Origin of the sequence: Tolypothrix campylonemoides VB511288_2, from assembly GCF_045999855.1 — a bacterium.
GTDB lineage: Bacteria > Cyanobacteriota > Cyanobacteriia > Cyanobacteriales > Nostocaceae > Scytonema > Scytonema bouteillei_A.
This window is the reverse complement of sequence record NZ_JBFPMW010000005.1, coordinates 90,500-107,417: the sequence shown is the minus strand read 5'-3', so window position 1 is coordinate 107,417 and position 16,918 is coordinate 90,500. Positions and strand designations below refer to the sequence as shown.

15 protein-coding genes are annotated in these 16,918 nt (G+C 41.2%); 7 read left to right on the top strand and 8 right to left on the bottom strand.

Annotated features, from left to right (window positions below; all coding sequences use genetic code 11):
* Positions 1-111: 111 nt before the first annotated feature.
* From AB0756_RS16940 to AB0756_RS16910, 7 genes are all read right to left on the bottom strand, one after another.
* Positions 112-885, bottom strand: a complete 774-nt coding sequence (locus AB0756_RS16940; RefSeq protein ID WP_456320640.1) for a dienelactone hydrolase family protein — start codon at positions 883-885, stop codon at positions 112-114.
* Between the two features lie 176 nt (positions 886-1,061).
* Positions 1,062-3,356 carry a pentapeptide repeat-containing protein gene (locus AB0756_RS16935; RefSeq protein ID WP_202048634.1) on the bottom strand — a complete coding sequence of 765 codons (2,295 nt, stop codon included), beginning with the start codon at positions 3,354-3,356 and terminating at the stop codon, positions 1,062-1,064.
* Positions 3,357-3,434: 78 nt separating this feature from the next.
* Positions 3,435-4,445: a zinc-dependent alcohol dehydrogenase family protein gene (locus tag AB0756_RS16930; protein WP_038075075.1), complete on the bottom strand. Its 1,011-nt coding sequence runs from the start codon at positions 4,443-4,445 to the stop codon at positions 3,435-3,437.
* Between the two features lie 520 nt (positions 4,446-4,965).
* Complete coding sequence (gene arsS, locus AB0756_RS16925; RefSeq protein ID WP_038075079.1) at positions 4,966-5,952, bottom strand: arsenosugar biosynthesis radical SAM (seleno)protein ArsS; 987 nt, start codon at positions 5,950-5,952, stop codon at positions 4,966-4,968.
* A gap of 680 nt (positions 5,953-6,632) precedes the next feature.
* Positions 6,633-7,601 carry an arsenosugar biosynthesis arsenite methyltransferase ArsM gene (arsM, locus tag AB0756_RS16920; protein ID WP_038075081.1) on the bottom strand — a complete coding sequence of 323 codons (969 nt, stop codon included), beginning with the start codon at positions 7,599-7,601 and terminating at the stop codon, positions 6,633-6,635.
* A gap of 558 nt (positions 7,602-8,159) precedes the next feature.
* On the bottom strand, positions 8,160-8,447 hold the full coding sequence (locus AB0756_RS16915; protein WP_050045966.1) for a Mo-dependent nitrogenase C-terminal domain-containing protein: 288 nt from the start codon (positions 8,445-8,447) through the stop codon (positions 8,160-8,162).
* Between the two features lie 701 nt (positions 8,448-9,148).
* The gene (locus AB0756_RS16910; protein WP_137986324.1) at positions 9,149-9,508 is read right to left on the bottom strand and encodes a hypothetical protein; all 360 of its coding nucleotides are present in this window, start codon (positions 9,506-9,508) and stop codon (positions 9,149-9,151) included.
* Between the two features lie 318 nt (positions 9,509-9,826).
* Here AB0756_RS16910 and AB0756_RS16905 point away from each other — a divergent pair, with 318 nt between their 5' ends.
* Complete coding sequence (locus AB0756_RS16905) at positions 9,827-10,276, top strand: hypothetical protein (RefSeq protein WP_038075087.1); 450 nt, start codon at positions 9,827-9,829, stop codon at positions 10,274-10,276.
* Here the strand turns inward: AB0756_RS16905 and AB0756_RS16900 are convergent.
* On the bottom strand, positions 10,257-11,363 hold the full coding sequence (locus AB0756_RS16900) for an A/G-specific adenine glycosylase (protein WP_038075090.1): 1,107 nt from the start codon (positions 11,361-11,363) through the stop codon (positions 10,257-10,259). The genes AB0756_RS16905 and AB0756_RS16900 overlap by 20 nt on opposite strands.
* Before the next feature lie 266 nt (positions 11,364-11,629).
* Here AB0756_RS16900 and AB0756_RS16895 point away from each other — a divergent pair, with 266 nt between their 5' ends.
* From AB0756_RS16895 to AB0756_RS16870, 6 genes are all read left to right on the top strand, one after another.
* The gene (locus tag AB0756_RS16895; protein ID WP_038075093.1) at positions 11,630-12,301 is read left to right on the top strand and encodes a hypothetical protein; all 672 of its coding nucleotides are present in this window, start codon (positions 11,630-11,632) and stop codon (positions 12,299-12,301) included.
* 152 nt (positions 12,302-12,453) lie between these two features.
* Positions 12,454-13,200 carry a hypothetical protein gene (locus AB0756_RS16890; RefSeq protein ID WP_038075096.1) on the top strand — a complete coding sequence of 249 codons (747 nt, stop codon included), beginning with the start codon at positions 12,454-12,456 and terminating at the stop codon, positions 13,198-13,200.
* A gap of 224 nt (positions 13,201-13,424) precedes the next feature.
* On the top strand, positions 13,425-14,105 hold the full coding sequence (locus AB0756_RS16885) for a histidine phosphatase family protein (protein WP_038075099.1): 681 nt from the start codon (positions 13,425-13,427) through the stop codon (positions 14,103-14,105).
* A 139-nt stretch (positions 14,106-14,244) separates the two neighbouring features.
* On the top strand, positions 14,245-15,270 hold the full coding sequence (locus tag AB0756_RS16880; RefSeq protein ID WP_038075101.1) for a glucokinase: 1,026 nt from the start codon (positions 14,245-14,247) through the stop codon (positions 15,268-15,270).
* Between the two features lie 30 nt (positions 15,271-15,300).
* Positions 15,301-15,903 carry a hypothetical protein gene (locus AB0756_RS16875; RefSeq protein ID WP_038075103.1) on the top strand — a complete coding sequence of 201 codons (603 nt, stop codon included), beginning with the start codon at positions 15,301-15,303 and terminating at the stop codon, positions 15,901-15,903.
* Between the two features lie 433 nt (positions 15,904-16,336).
* On the top strand, positions 16,337-16,888 hold the full coding sequence (locus AB0756_RS16870) for a thioredoxin family protein (protein ID WP_038075129.1): 552 nt from the start codon (positions 16,337-16,339) through the stop codon (positions 16,886-16,888).
* Positions 16,889-16,918 lie beyond the last annotated feature (30 nt).

Below are 16,918 nucleotides of genomic sequence, written 5' to 3'. Positions count from 1 at the left end.
AGCAAAAGATCTGCTGAAATGTTAATACTGCAAGCAGCAAAAGAAAGTGGCAAATCTTACGTTTCGTTTTGGTAATGTTTTGGGACTAAAGAACCACAAACAATAATATATTTATGGTACAAAAATACGTTTTAAGAAAGCTATGATTTCAGACCAAGCAGAGGTCGCAACCGCAGAATCGTAGCGATAACCATCATCGCGCATGAAGGTATGTTCTGCTTCATAAGAGAAAACTTGATGAGGAACACTTGCACCCTTTAGGGCTTGGATAATTGTTTGACGGTCTTGTGGTGGAATGTGAGGGTCAAGCGTACCAAACACAATTAGCATCTCGCCTTTAATTTCGCTGACTCGATGAATCGTATCGGCTACCCCCTGACCTAGTTTGCCACTCGGAATACCAGTCGGATAGCAACAAACTGCTGCCTTGATTTCGTTTTGGAAAGCAGCCCGGAAAGATAGGTGTCCCCCAATACAAAAACCTAAAGTCCCTATTTGACCTGAGGCTACCGAACTTTCCCCCTTAAGGAATTCAATGACAGCACGGCAATCAGCGTCATATCCAGCTATCGGGGTTCGACGAGCATTGTCATTACCTCGCATTCTACCAATATCATCTGGTTCAATAACGAAACCAACAGGTTCTGTTCTATGAAAAATCTCTGGTGCGGCGACTACATAGCCATGTCCAGCCAAGTAGTTAACCAATCGAATCATTGGATCGCCTAATTGATAAATATCCGTATAGAATATAAGTCCTGGATAAGTTCCCGCAGTTTTGGGGGCTGCAACATAGACGCGCATCAAGCTGTCGTCTACTCTCAATTCAACATTGCGTTTGGTAATTTGCACTTGTTTGCCTCCATATTTAAATTGCCAAGATATACTTGTTCTTTAAATCTTGCAGCAGTTTACAATAATTTTCAGTTGAATGAATAACAATCGGGTTTTACCAAAAGAAAGGTAGAGATCTCAAGGAAAGTATGTATAGTGAACTTCACAAGTCCACCTACGTGGGTTTCGCTTGTACAGCCACGACATAAGCGTCGCAAAGGCAAGTCTTATTTTAGATAAATCAGTAAGTTCAAACCGGGAATAGTACGGGAAAGAGTCCAAAAAACAAGGGTAATGTAAAGTATACCTAAAACCCACTGATACCATGCCAATATTGTAATGATGCCAGGAAGGTGTTCGTCTCGCAAACGAATATCGTTAAATCCCAGCCTCAATAAGTTGTTCAAGCTGAAGTCATAGTAATTGAGCCAGTTCCATCTGCGATCGCATAAAATTGGTAAATAACGCTCGCGAAACATTGGATACCTTGGAATCACTGGCAAACGCCCAATCAGCAAGCGCAGTTGTCGTAAAGTCCCTTCTTCTGTAAAGTAGGAAACGTCTAAGAGATCGTGATAGCGTCCTTGTTGGTAAAGTCGCAACAACAAGACTCCAGGGAGAGGAATCAGAATTGCACACAGACATCCCAATGTCAGCCAAGGTTGTTCGGCTGAACGAAAGATAGCGAGTAAACCCAGTACGACAAACACGCTAAAACTTGCAAGCATACAAGTCGTTTCGTAAGCGGTAGGTAAAATCGGTCTTGGACCAATACGACGAACACTGTCAATCAGCCAAAACAATAGACCAAAGAATGCGATCGCGATCGTTCCTACGCCAATGACCAAGCAAAAATTTGTACCGTACCCGGATAGCAGCAGCAGCAGACTCAAAGCCAAGCAATTCCATGCTAAGAGCAACCAATTTCCTACAGAAAGAGAATTGCCAACCACTATGCGAGAGGTAACTTGAGCGTAAGTATCGAAGTCAATATCAGCCAAAGTCAGCAATTCACTCTTATTGCGAAATGGCTGTATCAGTCGGCGACGAACAATAGCATCAGCTTGAACGAGAGAAAAACCCAGAGCCATCAGACGTTTTTGAGATGCGCTATTGATATTTGTACCAAACAGATTGCGGGTTAATTCTTGCAGCCGCAACTCCTGCTTTGTATACTCCAACTGATTGGCATCAGCAATTTGCTGTAACTGACGAAAATTTTGCCCCAAATTCCGCAAAACACTTTGATTACCTTGCAAACCATTCACGACAATGTTTTTGCCAATTTGACCGGGATTTCCTAAAATCTTAGCCTGGTTGGAGTTAAAAAGAAGACCGGACACATTTAAATAAGCGTCTGGAGAAAATCCAGCATCGCTAAAGTCCGCTTGATTGAGGATGCTTGCACCTTGGAAGTTAACAGGTTGATTAAATTGTGACTCTCGAAAGGCTACAGATTGCTCAAAAGTTACTTCAGATAAAATAAGAAAACGATAAAAAATATCTTTTGCAAACTGTGCTTGTTCAAAAAAACGCACGCTAGAAAAATCAGCATTACCAAGCCATTGTGTACGACTGAATTTTGCTACCTGCTTAAAATTTGCTTCAGTAAAATTAGCCGTGTCTTCAAAAGTACTGTCTTGAAAGTTTGCGATTTCTTGAAATAGAGTTTGCTTGAAACTCACTTTATCAAAGAAGATACTGCCTTGGAAATAACTGTCCTTGCGAAAATTCGCATTAGCAAAGCTAGCAGCACGGCTGAATCTTGTTTCTACCCAATAAGCAGGTTGATTAAAAAGAGCACCTTGGGCGTTGACTGGTTGGAGAAAAAACGTATTGGCAAACTGAACGCTACCATTAAAGCGAGTTCCCATAAAAGTCAGAGAACCACGGAAAACGCTAATTGCCGTTGATGGCGTTGACTGAGTTCCCAATAGAAACTTACAATCTTTAGAACTGGGTAATGCTACAGCAAGCGATCGCAAGCAAACATCTCGCAAGTGTTCTAATTGTTCTTGTTCTGAGGCTGTGAAAATAGGGGCAATAGCTTGAGCGTATAGAGGAGTTTGCAAACCCAAATCGCTACCAATAAAATCACCTTGAATGACAGAATAACTTAAATCCAATCCCAAAGGTTTTGAGCCAGCTTTTTGCAATTCTTTCCGCAAAACTTGGTAAAAAGCATCTCGAAAACTGGCATTCTCCGGTCGTAAATCTATGACCATTTCCCGTAAATCCACTGTGAGATTACCTTCACGAATGGTAGGAGCATGCAGTCGTTCTTGTAATATTTCTAGAGTGAGGGGAATCCGTTCTGGTTGTGCGGGCGAACTCCATGCTGGTAGGGGAAATAAAAAGAATAAGAAGACACAGAGCAGAGGGCGGAGGAGCCAGCGCGTTGGGAGATTTCGCCCACTTGAAGCGACTGGCGTAGCAAAAAGCATCCCCACAAATTTAACAAACTTCTTGTAGATGGAACTGCATGCACCCCACCCCACAAATCGCTCCCAAGTTGCGTTCATATTTTACTCTCTTCCTTGTCCCCCTGGTCCCCCTTGTCTTCCTTGTCCCCCTTGTCTCCCGTGTCCCCCGTGTCCCCCCTATCTCCGTTCTCCAATAAGTAGAACAATTTTACCTGTCATTGAGCCAGTTTCAAGCAATTGATGAGCCTTTGCTGCTTCTTGCAAAGGAAACGTCTTGCTAACCTGAATTTTTAACTTACCTCCATCAATCCATTGAGCGCATTGTTCTAAAATTTCTGCCTGGTGCTGCTGTGCTTCCACACTACCTTGGAGCATGGGTGTTAGCATGAGTTCTAAGCCAATGCGAAGATTGCGTTGCCTTGCAGTTTTCCACACTGTATTGGCATCCGGTTCTAAAATTGTCACAACATCACCATACACGCGTACTGCGGGAAAAGTTTTATGGAGTGTTTCTCCTCCTACAGTGTCAAAAGCTAAATCAACTCCTTCTCCACCTGTCCAATCTAACGCTGCTTGGACGAAGTCTGTTTGCTTGTATAAGATTGCACGGTCAGCACCCAAACTTTTGACGAAATCGGCTTTTTCTTGAGAACCAACAGTTGTGCAAACATGAGCGCCTTTAAGTTTTGCCAGTTGAATTGCTACATGACCGACTCCACCTGCACCTGCATGAATCAACACTCTTTCCCCTGGTTCTAAGCGCCCCCTTTCGTACAGTGCTTCCCAAGCGGTAATTAAAACTAAAGGTGCTGCTGCAGCTTCTACAAAGGATACAGAAGCAGGCTTGCGGGCTGCAAACCGTTCATCAATTGTTGTATATTCTGCATAGTTGCCCTGGTGTGCGCCCAATCCACCATTACAAAAGAAGACTTCATCACCAATACGAAAGCGTTGAACAGCAGCACCTACTGCTTCGACTATACCTGCGCCATCACAGCCTAAAATGGCTGGCATTTTATCTGGGTAAAATGTGCCTCGTTTCCGCAATTTTGTATCAATGGGATTGATACCTGCTGCTTGCAGGCGTATGAGCAGTTCTGTTTCGCCGAGAGGAACGCTTGGATTTGGTATGTCTTGCAGTTGCAAAACTTCGGGGTTTCCGGCTGCTGTCATTAGGACTGCTTTCATGTCTCTTCCTGGGTAAATTTAGCTATTTGTCAATTTACCGCAATAGGTGTGCTTGGTTGTTTTGATTTGAACTCCCAAGACGCAAAGAAACAGAGGAAAGGAATTAGCGAACTGCAACAAGCAATATTTGTATCGTTATGAATGCCCTCTGCCTTGCTGCTCTTTTTTCATGACTCTCAAACGATACCGACCAATCATGGTATAAAATTCAATAAGTAAAAACCGCGAAACGAAATGTTTCACGGCTTTTTGTGTAGTGTGAGGAGCTTAATTATTACTATAATAATCGATACCGAATCGTAGAAACACGCTTGTAACAATTTTGGTAACGAAAATTTTTATTATTAGTTGCTGTAAAAAAAATAAAAAACCGTGATAGCTGAAATTAGCCCACGGTTTCTGTATGGTGTGAGGAGACTTAACTAAGTATCATGATAAGCCCTTGCAGGCGTTGGCAGATCGCTCGTAACAATTTTGGTAACAGATAAATTTGTTATCTGTCGTTTCGGGCTGAAAGTCGTTACACCAAAGCGCCGCCACAACTCGAACCACAACCAGCCGTACATCCATAGCAATAAACAGCAGTTTGGACTTCGGCGATCGCATCCAAACTCCCAAGTTCTAGCAATTTGGCAACTGTAAGGTTCTCCCCATTACGATTTTTGGCTGGCAAATTCATCATTTGATGAAAGTCGCAATCATACACATTACCAAGATAATCGATGGAAAGCTCATCTCGGCACATCAGATTTTCAACCGTACCAGCATTGAAATTTGATTCTAGAAACTGGAGATAAGGAGTATAGAGTTTTTGCCGTTCCAAGTATTGTTTTGTTCGCCCAACAGGTAAATTGGTGATGGTAAATAGATTGTTAAAAATAATACCAAATTGTTCCTGTAAAAACTCTTTGTAACTTCTTTCCAGTTTCGCTTGATCGGGGGTTAGGGAAAACTTTTCCCCTGAAGGCATTTGAGGATTAAACACCAAATCCAAAATGAGGTCCGGTTCTTTTCCATAACCAAGTTGATTTAGCCACTGAAGTGCTTTGATTGAACTATTATATACACCCGCACCCCGCATTTTATCTACGTTGTCTTCTAGATAGCAAGGTAAGGAAGCAACAACGCGAACTTTGTGTTGGGTAAAGTATGCTGGTAAGTCACTAAACCCATTTTCAAAATAAATGGTCAAGTTAGACCGAACAATCACTTGCTTGTGATTTGCTCTTGCTGCTTCTACAAGTGACTTAAATCCATAATTCATTTCTGGTGCGCCACCAGTTAAATCAACAATTTGGATCTGAGGAAATCTCTGAATTAATTCAATTAACTGGTGGCAAATTTCTGGAGAAAGTTCTTCTGTGCGCTTTGGTCCTGCTTCTACATGGCAATGATTGCACGCTAGATTGCAGCGCTTTCCTAAATTAATTTGCAAAACAGAAATTTCTTTTTTTGTTAAAGCTGAAGTCAGTTTCTGTTTGAAAGGTGTTATGGTTGTTTGTATCATAAAATTTTTACACAATTAAATGTCTTGACAGTAGAAGATATTTGAAAAGTAGTCGCTGAGATATCCCAAACTTTAGCTCCTCCTAAATTCTTCTTAAAGGTTGTTTGAAAAGTGATTTGCTGTGTTTTTAAGTACCTATCGATCGCCCCTGACCCCCTTAAAAGCCTCTTAAAGTCCCCCTTTTTCAGGGGGATTTAGGGGGATCTTGATATTTTGCTACCAACAAGAGGACTTTTAAAACATCCTCTTAAAGCTTTGTATAAAAGTTGAAGTGAAATGAAGAAAGGCTCAGAGGAGGAAAAAGCTTTTTAAGAGTTGTTTAAAAGGTGGTTGGCTGTGATTTTAGGCACTCAGCGATCCCCCCTAGCCCCCCTTAAAAAGGGGGGAAAATATTTTTAAAGTCTCTCGGAAAAAGGGGGGAACATTCTTAAAGTCCCCTTAAACAGAAGGAAAGACTCTTAAAGTCCCCTTAAACAGAAGGAAAGACTCTTAAAGTCCTGCTTAAAAAAGGTGATAAGACTCTTAAAATCCCCCTTTTTAAGGGGGATTTAGGGGGATCTTGAATGTTTTGCTACTGATGAAAGGTAAACTGGCCTTTCCTTCTGTGTAGTATGGAAAATACCTCCTAGCAGCTTAATATAGTGGAGCATGACTCACCCTACTTCAGCATAGCTACTTCTTCAACAACAACCACCGCCGCTATAGTGCCAAGTTGAGTCAGTAATCGTTATATTATCCGACATGAATTGAGCCAATTTTGCAGCAGTTTTATCACAAACTACTGCGGGTATTCCCTGTTGAAAAAAATGACCTGCACCATCATCAAAAAATGGTTCAGGTCCAGCATAGATTGCTGTTTTACCTGTAAAAACACAAGCCCCATCTTCAGGAATAGAAACTTTAAAAGCTACAGAATCTAAACTTTCTAAAAGAAGGTGTTCTTTTAAGTTGTAAGTCTCAGAATCTAGCAATCGGTAAGGACGGCGGGCGCGAATTTCTACTTGTCCAAAGCCAACATCAATAATGCGTTGAATGTACTCTTCATAGGTAAGTGCGCCCGATAAACACATTGCTCGCAAGCGCTCATCTTTTTGCAAGTGTTGCGGAATGGGACGAGTTGCAATAGGATCGCTCATCTGCAGTCTACCGCCCGGTTTCAACACCCGGTATGCTTCGCGCAAAGCACGAGTTAAATCTTCTGGTTCAAAAATATTGAAAAGGCAATTCTGTGCGACGATATCAACTGTACTGTCGGTAATGGGTAAGTTAAAGGCATCGCCTTCTTTGATTTCTACAAAATTGGTATCAAACCAGGAGTTTTCTTGAGCAGCAATTTCTAAATTCCGTGCAGCCGCTTCTCGCATTTGTACAACTGGATCGATAGCAATCACACCACTCGGACGGCGCGAAAAATAGGCAAATTGCAAAGCTTCCAAGCCGCCACCAACTCCAACATAAAGCACGGTAGGTTGATTTCCTAGTTCGGTGGGGTGAACGGTAGTACCACAACCATAGTTCATTTCCTTCATACAGCAAGGAATTTTTAGTCCTGGTAATTGAAGGGGTGTACTCTGTACGCAACAAAGCCCAACTTCTGGTTCTTGAGCAACTTCACTGTAGAACTGCGCCGCTGTTTCGAGGTAACTCATTACATTCCTAAAGGTATCCACCGTTTTTAGTGTAGCGATAACTGCGGGAAGCAATAACGAACGAATGTAACGGTTATATGTATTTTAGCATACATACTTATCTAACTTTTAATATCAAATCCGTTTGTCTCAGAATTATTTCTCCTTATGTTTCCCTATATTCGCTCTGCATCTAGAGCGGTTTGTTTAATCATTGAGATGCTACCGGATTTTATATAACTCGCTTAGATCCCCAACTTCTTCAACAAGTTAGGGATCTGATAAAAAAATGATATTCTATCAAGCGCAAATGTTGATTTTGCACTTTACTTTAAAACAAAATTTTTGTACGTCAATACTTTTATTTAAACTCGGTCAACCCTTCTTTCCAAATCCTCTAAAAGCGGGCTGTGACTTGCTTTAGTAAAACTTCTTGTGGCGGAGTGTGGTCGCAAGCTGTTAATGAAATCGAATCAGTTCGGGTAGGGACTAATACGGTCGGATATGATGAACAATTTATGGCTGCAGCCGGGTTGCCATTATTTTCAATACGAACGCTGTGTCAATAGGAATAAACGATTAGCAGTAAGCAGTTACGTCTTCACCGCATACGTCCGCAAGATAACACAGAGCGCGGAAACGCAAATAAACGACTTCCTCATAGACAGGATTGAGCTTGCACATTGGAGGAATATGAAACAGCTTGCGACCAAACAATGTAATATCACGCTCAAACGGACATTGAGCGGGAATGAGCTTGCACACAAAATGAGCTAGTTTGGCATTATGAATTTCTATGGAATCTAACCATTGACGAACAGGAGAAAGAAGATCTTGTTTTGGTTGTAGTTGAGAAAAGCTAGTCATAATTACTCACCTTTACATTCAGTATTTCAAGTTAGTTTTTTTGTTAGTTGGGTTTTAACCCTTCTCTATTACTTATATAGGTCTGACTTTGTGTTCTTATGCAATTTTGTTCCACTCTTTATACTGGAACACTCTTTACTACAAACCTGGACGGAAGCATTCCGGATCGTTCTCCAGATATTTTTGTTGCTCTCAAGTCCTATGTATCTGAAAAGTACCAACAGCCTTGCTACTTCAAGAATCCAGAATTATTAGGTGTCGAACAAAAATTAAGATTCCTCTAAAATCGCCCCTGTGGGTGAGGCGCTCGGTAAAACACTTGCCTAAGACCCTAAACTTTACTAAATTTCTGTATTGTTACCAACAACTTAATATTAACTTTACAACTCAGTAAAAATGAGTAAAAATGATAGCGGAAAACCGTACTCCATAAGTAGGCTTTCGCGCATCTCTGCGCCCTATTTCATAGCAATCATTTTCATAATGACCAGTCACCCATACAGTGCTTGTACCAGTAATCTGCGAAGCAAAAGATGGTTCAAATCCCCTTCTTTGCAGTACAGAGGATAAACTTATCGGTCACTGGTCATTGGTTTATATTAGGTTCGGATAATCGCAAGCGCTTAAAAATTACCCGTTTCTGGGGGTTTCCCCATCTCCGCGTCATTCTTATCGTAATTATTTAGGCGAAGAACCTGATATTACAGCGTGTCTAAAAGTTTAAGTTGGCTAGCAACACCATTTAAATACTCTCGATCGCTTATAGCATCAGGTGAAACTCTACCTGCAGTAATACCAGCTTTAACCAAAGATTCAGCAGTAGTTCGACCGAATCTCAACTCAGAAAGCAGCAGACTGTATCCTGGAACGCCTTGCTGTCCGAGCGATCCTCTATAAGCAAAGTGGACAAGTTGAAAGGGTGTAAAACTGTGGATTGAATTTGCACTGACCGTTGTTTGTTGAGAGGGTGCTGTAGCAGTCGGTGTTTGAGCATGAGCGCTACTAGCAACAGAGCAAAGGAGTAAGAAAGATAGGCTACTAACCAATAAGCGTTTCATCATATTTACCTCTCGGAACTTCTGTTCCATCGCTAACAATTTAGAGAATGTAACTGTTAACTGAGACTCATTTGATGAATTGATGAGAAAACGCTGAAAAATTCGGGAATTTTGTGAAATTTACCTTAAAGAAACCTGAATCTCTATTGTATTTCCAACTATAAAAAACTTAATAGACCTGAATTTTCCTTAATTCACGTAGTTCTTGATGTTGGATTCCCTGAAAACACTCCCGAACTTCACTCAACTTTTTCATTGATTTTTTCAAGAGAATACAAGAGAAAAACACTTCTAGTTTAATTGACTTAAGAGAGTTATATTATGAAACCATATTTTATTTTACCATTACTCGCCAATATCATCCTGCTTGTAGGATGTACTGGAGAACCAGAAACACCAACTATCGGTCAGATGACAAATTTTCACTCCGTCTGTCATAAAGGTAATGATGGCAAACGTGTGGCTGTAGAAGGGTATTTAACTTTACCAACATCAATTAAAAACAATATTTTGGTTCTTCGCCTTCGCCAATCTAAAAACTTTGGTAGTACAGTCATTGGAGTCAGTAGTAACTTTGGTGATGAACCTAATAAAGTTTCGCCTTTACCGTTGGTATACAAACATCGCGATCTCAAAATAAGAACTCATAACGGTCAAACTGCTAGTTATTTAGATAAAGTGCGTGTCTCAGGAAAAGTCTACTTTCCAATATCCAACTTAGTGGAATTTCAATGTGGGTTAAGCAATCCACTTATTGAGCGTAGCAACTAAGCGTGTTGTGAAAAAGCTTGACAACCTTTTTGTCTAATGATGTAGAAAGTTTTGTTGCGATCGCCTGATTTGCAATCCAGTAGAAAGGTTGTGGCAAACCGAGGATCTGCCAAAAGTCTTCAACAGCAGCATTATTGGAATCTTCAACAACTCTCACAACAAGAGCTTTTCCAGAAATCCGATGATGGGTGATATTGTGAGTAAATGCACCAGGTAATTCCACAAGTTGAAGTTGTTCGCGAGATTTCAACGCCGTTTTGACTTCTAATACTTCGAGCTTGCTCATCAACGGAAAACCAACAGTATTAGCTAAAAATCCTTTTGTTCTTTCAGCAAGAGCGATTGTATCAGTTGGCTTTCTCCAAACAATTAAAGCAAATAATTCTACATCCACAGCATCGCGTCTGGGTTTTTGGGGAGGACAAAGCTCAGTACAATTCTTTTCAAAAGCCAAACATTGCGATCGCAACGGACATAACAAACAGAGTGGTTTCGTTTTACGACAAACAGTTGCACCCAACTCCATCATCGCTTGGTTAAAATCACCCGGACGTTCAGCAGAAATGATGCTGTTAGCAAAATCTCGAATCACTGCTTGACCGGAAGAACTCCAAACATCTTTAGATAAAGCAAGCAAACGACTCACAACTCGTGTCACATTACCATCCACACAAGCCACTTTTTCATGAAAACAAATGCTTGCAATGACAGCTGCTGTATACAAACCGCAACCGGGAATTTTCAGCCACTCGTTGTATGACTGAGGAAAACGACCCTTAAGGTGTTCTACAATAAACACCGCTCCCTTTTTTAAGTTACGAGCACGAGCATAATAACCCAGACCCGACCACAGTTGGCGTAGCGTGTCCTCATCACAGGTTGCAAGGTCGTAAACAGTAGGGAGTTGTTTGACAAATTCTGAGAATTTAGGAATAACAACAGCCAGGGTAGTTTGTTGACTCATCACTTCACAGACCCAAGTGTGATAAATATTGATGTTTTGACGCCAAGGTAAGGGTCTGTGATGTTTGTCATACCAAGCCAAGAGTTCCCTAGCATATTGATTTGCACTCTGACATTCATCCATAAAAAAATTAAGCTCTCTACTGACGAAGGACTCCCATCTCAGATTTGAGAATAATTTATTTTTGGGGAATCTTGGAAATAAGGGCGATCGAGTCACCCTCGTAGAGCCACTGTTTTTTCTCTGAAAAAATCCAAAATTCTACAGGAAATTTTACAAGAAAAATTTCCCTTATATTGTATTATAAGTAAACGAGGAAGCGCTCAAGTTTGGAGCAAGAGCACTTCCTCGAAAAAATTAATAAATAATACTTCTGGAGTTATATTAGCATGACTAAAGTACCGGAAACAGCTCCTGCTGGAAATTTTTCTGAAACAGTGACACAAGAAGTTCAATATTTCATCCAAAGACTCGCTAAAGCAGGAAAAAACTTGATAGAAGAAGTAAAAAGCGAGATTGGCAACACAAACCCCGTCACATTACTTGGAGCCGCTAAAATCGGGCAACTATTGCTTTTCCTTAAAGAAAAACTCAAACCCAAACAATACGAACAAGCCCTAGCGAATTCTCTAGGATGGATAGCGGGGATTGCCAACCAGTTATTAAAGCTAGCCCCCATACTCGGAAGTTTTACAACCAAGCAACTTGAGACAATTAGTCGCAACCTCTCCCCATCAGCACTATACAAACTAGCTACAGGACGGACGCCACTAGAGGTGATCGAGTCAATGCTACAGAAAGCTTGCACTCAAGAGGTGTCAAAGCAAGATATTCAACTCGAAACCAAGAAACATAAAGATAACCAACCGAAAAAAGAGCCAACACCGTGGAGATATGCTGGTCGTGGAAGAGAATACCAACCCCCCAGAATTTCTGAAAAAGCAGGCTCGATTGTAGAACAACTCAGCGAACAAAATAGCAAGCCGCGACGTTTTGTCATTGAAGAAGCCGTTTTGTTGCTGTCAGAGAAATTTCAGCAAGTTGTTCTTGCTGTGGCTTGACCTTACTGAAGAAGGGAGACAAGGAAGAGGTGTTTGTAACTCAGTTAGGGCTGCTAATGTCAAGCAAACTATATCTTGGTTGGAAATAACTGTATCACTTGGACATTAACAGCGTCAGCATTGGCAAAAGTTCTTGAACGTTCATCTGGATTATGAGAATACCCGCTAGTCCACAATTTATTAAGTTTTTTCTATCGGTTTCAAAAGACGAACAAAGTCTCTTTTTAGCCCAAATATATACTTTCTTTCACAGTGTAGAAGGGCGTACTTCTCCAATTGAAACTCATTCAACAGGAGAAAGAACACATTCTTCACTAAATACGATTAAGTTACATAGTTTTTCATTTGACAGATATAGTCGTCGGGAAAATTGGGATATTGGTTTTTATGATACAGCAATTCCCCACGCCAGAATAGAAATGTGGGATTGTAATCCACCTTTAAAAAAAGATTACTCACTGACGTTAGATTATAGCCAGTTGTTAATAGAAAATTCCCTGGCGGATATTGCTGAGGGTTTTGATGATACCCCGAAGCCTTTTTTTCAAAAACTTTTCATGTTTTTTCCAGAAAACTGGTTTGCAGCTTTAGGAACCAAAACCTGGGTTTATTTAAGGTTTAAAATACTAGCTATACCAGATTTACACAGACAATTCTCGCACGAAACTCAACCCAAGTTGCCATTTTTCAGTTTTGGAAATTACCTTTGCTCAAAGATAGAATACGAGCAACAAAATATCGTTAAAATTAATATGAATAAAAATAATTTTAAGTCATTTATAGAGCAAAATGATACTTTGATTTTAAACACCTTGAATAGAGAAGAGATTATGGAGTGGCTCAATCGTCTTAATATTGAATTTGATGCTTGGTTTAGTGCGATCGCAATTTCTTATTAAAGTAATGAAAAAGATTTAATTATTTGGGCATTGCTTGAGAAACTTTTTTAAAAAGACTTTAATCTGGCATATTGTGACATCACTTCTATGCACTTATTTTGAGAAACTCAGGTAAATCTTAAAAAAAGTTAAAATAATTGTATGATTGAGTTGATAGCCCGCGAATACGGGTTGAGTGGGCATCTTCCCACCTAAAGCCCGTGATGAACGTATAAAATTATCCCATGAGTCAGATAGTCTGGATAGCAAGACATGCTAACCGTCTCGATTTTGTTAACCCTGATTGGTTTCTCACTGCAGAACGACGCTACGATCCACCACTGTCGGAAGACGGTTTTATACAAGCGCAGCAACTGGCTAACCGTCTTCAAGGAGAAAAGATTGCCCATATTTTTGCTTCTCCCTTCCTACGGACTGTACAAACAGCAAACGCCGTAGCAGAAGTTCTGGATTTACCCATAAAGTTAGAAACGGGTTTGAGTGAATGGCATAATGCAGCTTGGATGACGGAAGAACCAAAAAGACTCTCAACACCAGCACTGGCAGAGTTATTCCCCAGAATTGACACAAGTTACACTTCCCAAATAGCTGCTAAGTACCCCGAAACTCGCGCACAAATGCTGGAACGCTCGGGACAAACTGCCCGATGTTTGACTGTAGAATACTCACCACAGGATATTCTTTTAGTAGGACACGGGGCGTCTGTACTGGGAGCAGCAGTAGGTTTAGTTGGCGAACTAGCCAGCACAGAAGTCAAAGCTTCGTTATGTAGCTTGGTTAAAGTTGTGCGTCAAGAACCGGAATGGCTATTAGAACTGAAAGGAGACACGTCTCATTTAACGGAAGTCGAGGAGGTTGTCAGGTTTGATGTCAGCGAGCAATTACCAGTCACCAGCAAGCAGTGACCAAATTTAAGTAATTGACTTCAAATCTGGTATCAGAGGGATGCAAAATAATGAGGAGTTAGTAGTAAGTAATTATTAGTGAGTAGTTTTCCACCAACTACTAACCCCTAACCCCTAACCCCTAACCCCTAACATCGCTATGACATTACTATTGGCAGGAGATATCGGCGGTACGAAAACCATTTTGAGGTTGGTTGAGGTATCAGAGCAACTGCTTTTACACAATGTTTATGAGGAACGACACCGCAGTGGCGATTTTCCCGATTTAGTACCGATGGTGCAGCAGTTTCTGAAAAACTCAGGTGCATCGCTACCACAAAAAGCTTGTTTTGCGATCGCAGGTCCGGTTGTGAACAATACAGCCAAGCTAACCAATTTAGCCTGGTTTCTGGAGAGCAAACGATTGCAAGAAGAATTGGGTATTGCCCAAGTGAACCTAATCAATGACTTTGCGGCTGTTGGCTATGGTGTGTTGGGTTTAAGCGCACAAGATATCCTAACGTTACAACCGGGGAAACCCAACGTGGATGCCCCTATTGCAATTATTGGTGCTGGTACTGGATTGGGACAAGGATTTTTAATTAAGCAGGGTTCTAGCTATCAAATTTTTTCTTCAGAGGGGGGTCATGCGGACTTTGCTCCCCGTACTGAGTTAGAGTTTCAACTGTTAAAATATTTATTGGATAAACATGATATCCAGCGTGTTTCTGTAGAACGCGTTGTGTCTGGATTGGGCATTGTAGCCATTTATCAATTTTTACGCGATCGCAAAACCATTGCTGAATCACCGGAAATTGCCCAAATTGTTAGAGCTTGGGAACAAGAGGCGGGTAAGCCGGAGAAAAGTGTCGATCCGGGTGCTGCTATAGGTAAAGCAGCACTCGAAAAAACCGATAGACTTTCAGAACAAACAATAGAGTTATTTGTAGGGGCGTATGGAGCAGAAGCAGGGAATTTAGCCCTAAAACTTCTACCTTACGGTGGTTTATATATTGCAGGTGGCATTGCCCCCAAAATACTGCCCCTGTTACAAGAAGACAAGTTCATATTAAACTTCACTCAGAAAGGTAGAATGCGTAGTTTACTGGAAGACATTCCCGTGCATGTCATTCTTAATCAAGAAGTGGGATTAATAGGTGCTGCTATTGCTGCAACTAGGTTATAACTGCTAGCAGCATTGTTTAAAGTAAAAACTATGACAAACAGAAGTTTGCTGTCACTCTTGACAGCCACTTTTCTATTTACTGCATCTGCTGCGGTTGAAGCTAGCTCAGCCAAACGCCCGCTTTCTCAAACTAAACCACTGGCTGCTCAACCAGTTAAGTCACAATGGAAAGTCTTTACGCCCCCAGATGGACGCTTTACAGTCTTAATGCCCGGTCTGCCAAGAATTGAGTCTCAAACTCAAAAAACTCACATGGGCGAGATTCAACTGCAAGTCTTTGTGGCTCAACCTCCCAACCAAGAAGTGGCTTATCTTGTTGCTTATAATGATTTCCCCGATAACTACGGTCAAATGGCATCAGCCCAAGAAGTTTTGGATGACGCCCAGCAAATGGCTCTAAAAACAACTCAAAGCAATTTACTCGGTCAGAAGGATATTCGCAGTTCAAACGGTCATCCCGGTAGAGAAATCGAGTACGTTAATTCTGGAGGAAAAATTACAAAGAATCGGATGTATTTTGCTGAAGGTCGTTTGTATCAGGTTATGGTAATCACTACTAAAAAGCAGCAAAAAACAATCGGTGGTTCCATTACAGGTTATTTAAACTCTTTTCAAGTAGTCTTGAAGAAGTAATATGGCTAATGGCTGATGGCTAATGGCTGATGGCTAATGGCTAATGGCTGATGGCTAATGGCTAATAGTCAAATTAGCCCTCCCTTGTATCTCAAGAGCGGAGACGCTAAGCGCAAAGCGCACGCTCCGCGATGCCGCAGGCTATGCCCGTAAGGGCTATACGCATCGCGAAGCTATGCCCGCAACGGCTTACGCCCTCCCTTGTTCGCCAGTTGCCAGGGCGTGGGAAACCCTCCTGCAGCACTGGTCTGACCATTAGCCATTAGCTATTAGCCATTAGCAACTATTTCAGTAGTTTCACAATTTCCATCTGCAAAATAAGTATATAAAATGATTAAGTGTCCAGCATCCGCGAGGGTGGTTTGCAGCTGGAAACGGACGCTGAATAAAAACTTAGATTGTATTATTACTAGTACAGTTCGGCTTAATGAAAATGACTATAACAGAAGTTAGTACTCCTGTAGGGAGCTACGCACCAGATTTTGAACTACCAGGAATTGATGGTCAGGTACACCATCTTAGCAAATATCTGGAAAAGTTCCGTGCAGTCGGCGTCATTTCAATGTCTAACCACTGTCCTTATGTTGAGTTGTATGTAGAAAGATTGAAAAACATTCAAGCTGAATTTGGCTCTCAAGGTTTTACACTCATCGGCATGAATGGTAGCGATCTCACAATAGAACCATCAGAAACCTTTGACCAAATGCGGTCTTTTGCCAAAGCCAAGGGTTTGAACTTTCCCTACTTGTGGGACCCAACTCAAGAGGTAACTCGTAGTTTTGGGACTAGTACAACACCAATGGCGTTTCTTATAAATGCTGAGGGTGTCGTTCGCTACAAAGGACAAATAGACGATAATCCCCAAAATCTAGAATTAGTGGAGCAGCAATACCTCAAGCAAGCGATCGCCTGTTTGTTAAGAGGACAGGAAATTCTTTTGACGGAAACAGAACCTGTCGGTACACCATTAGGAATAGGTTACTAGAGACAGAGTGCCACTGTATTGTTATCTTAA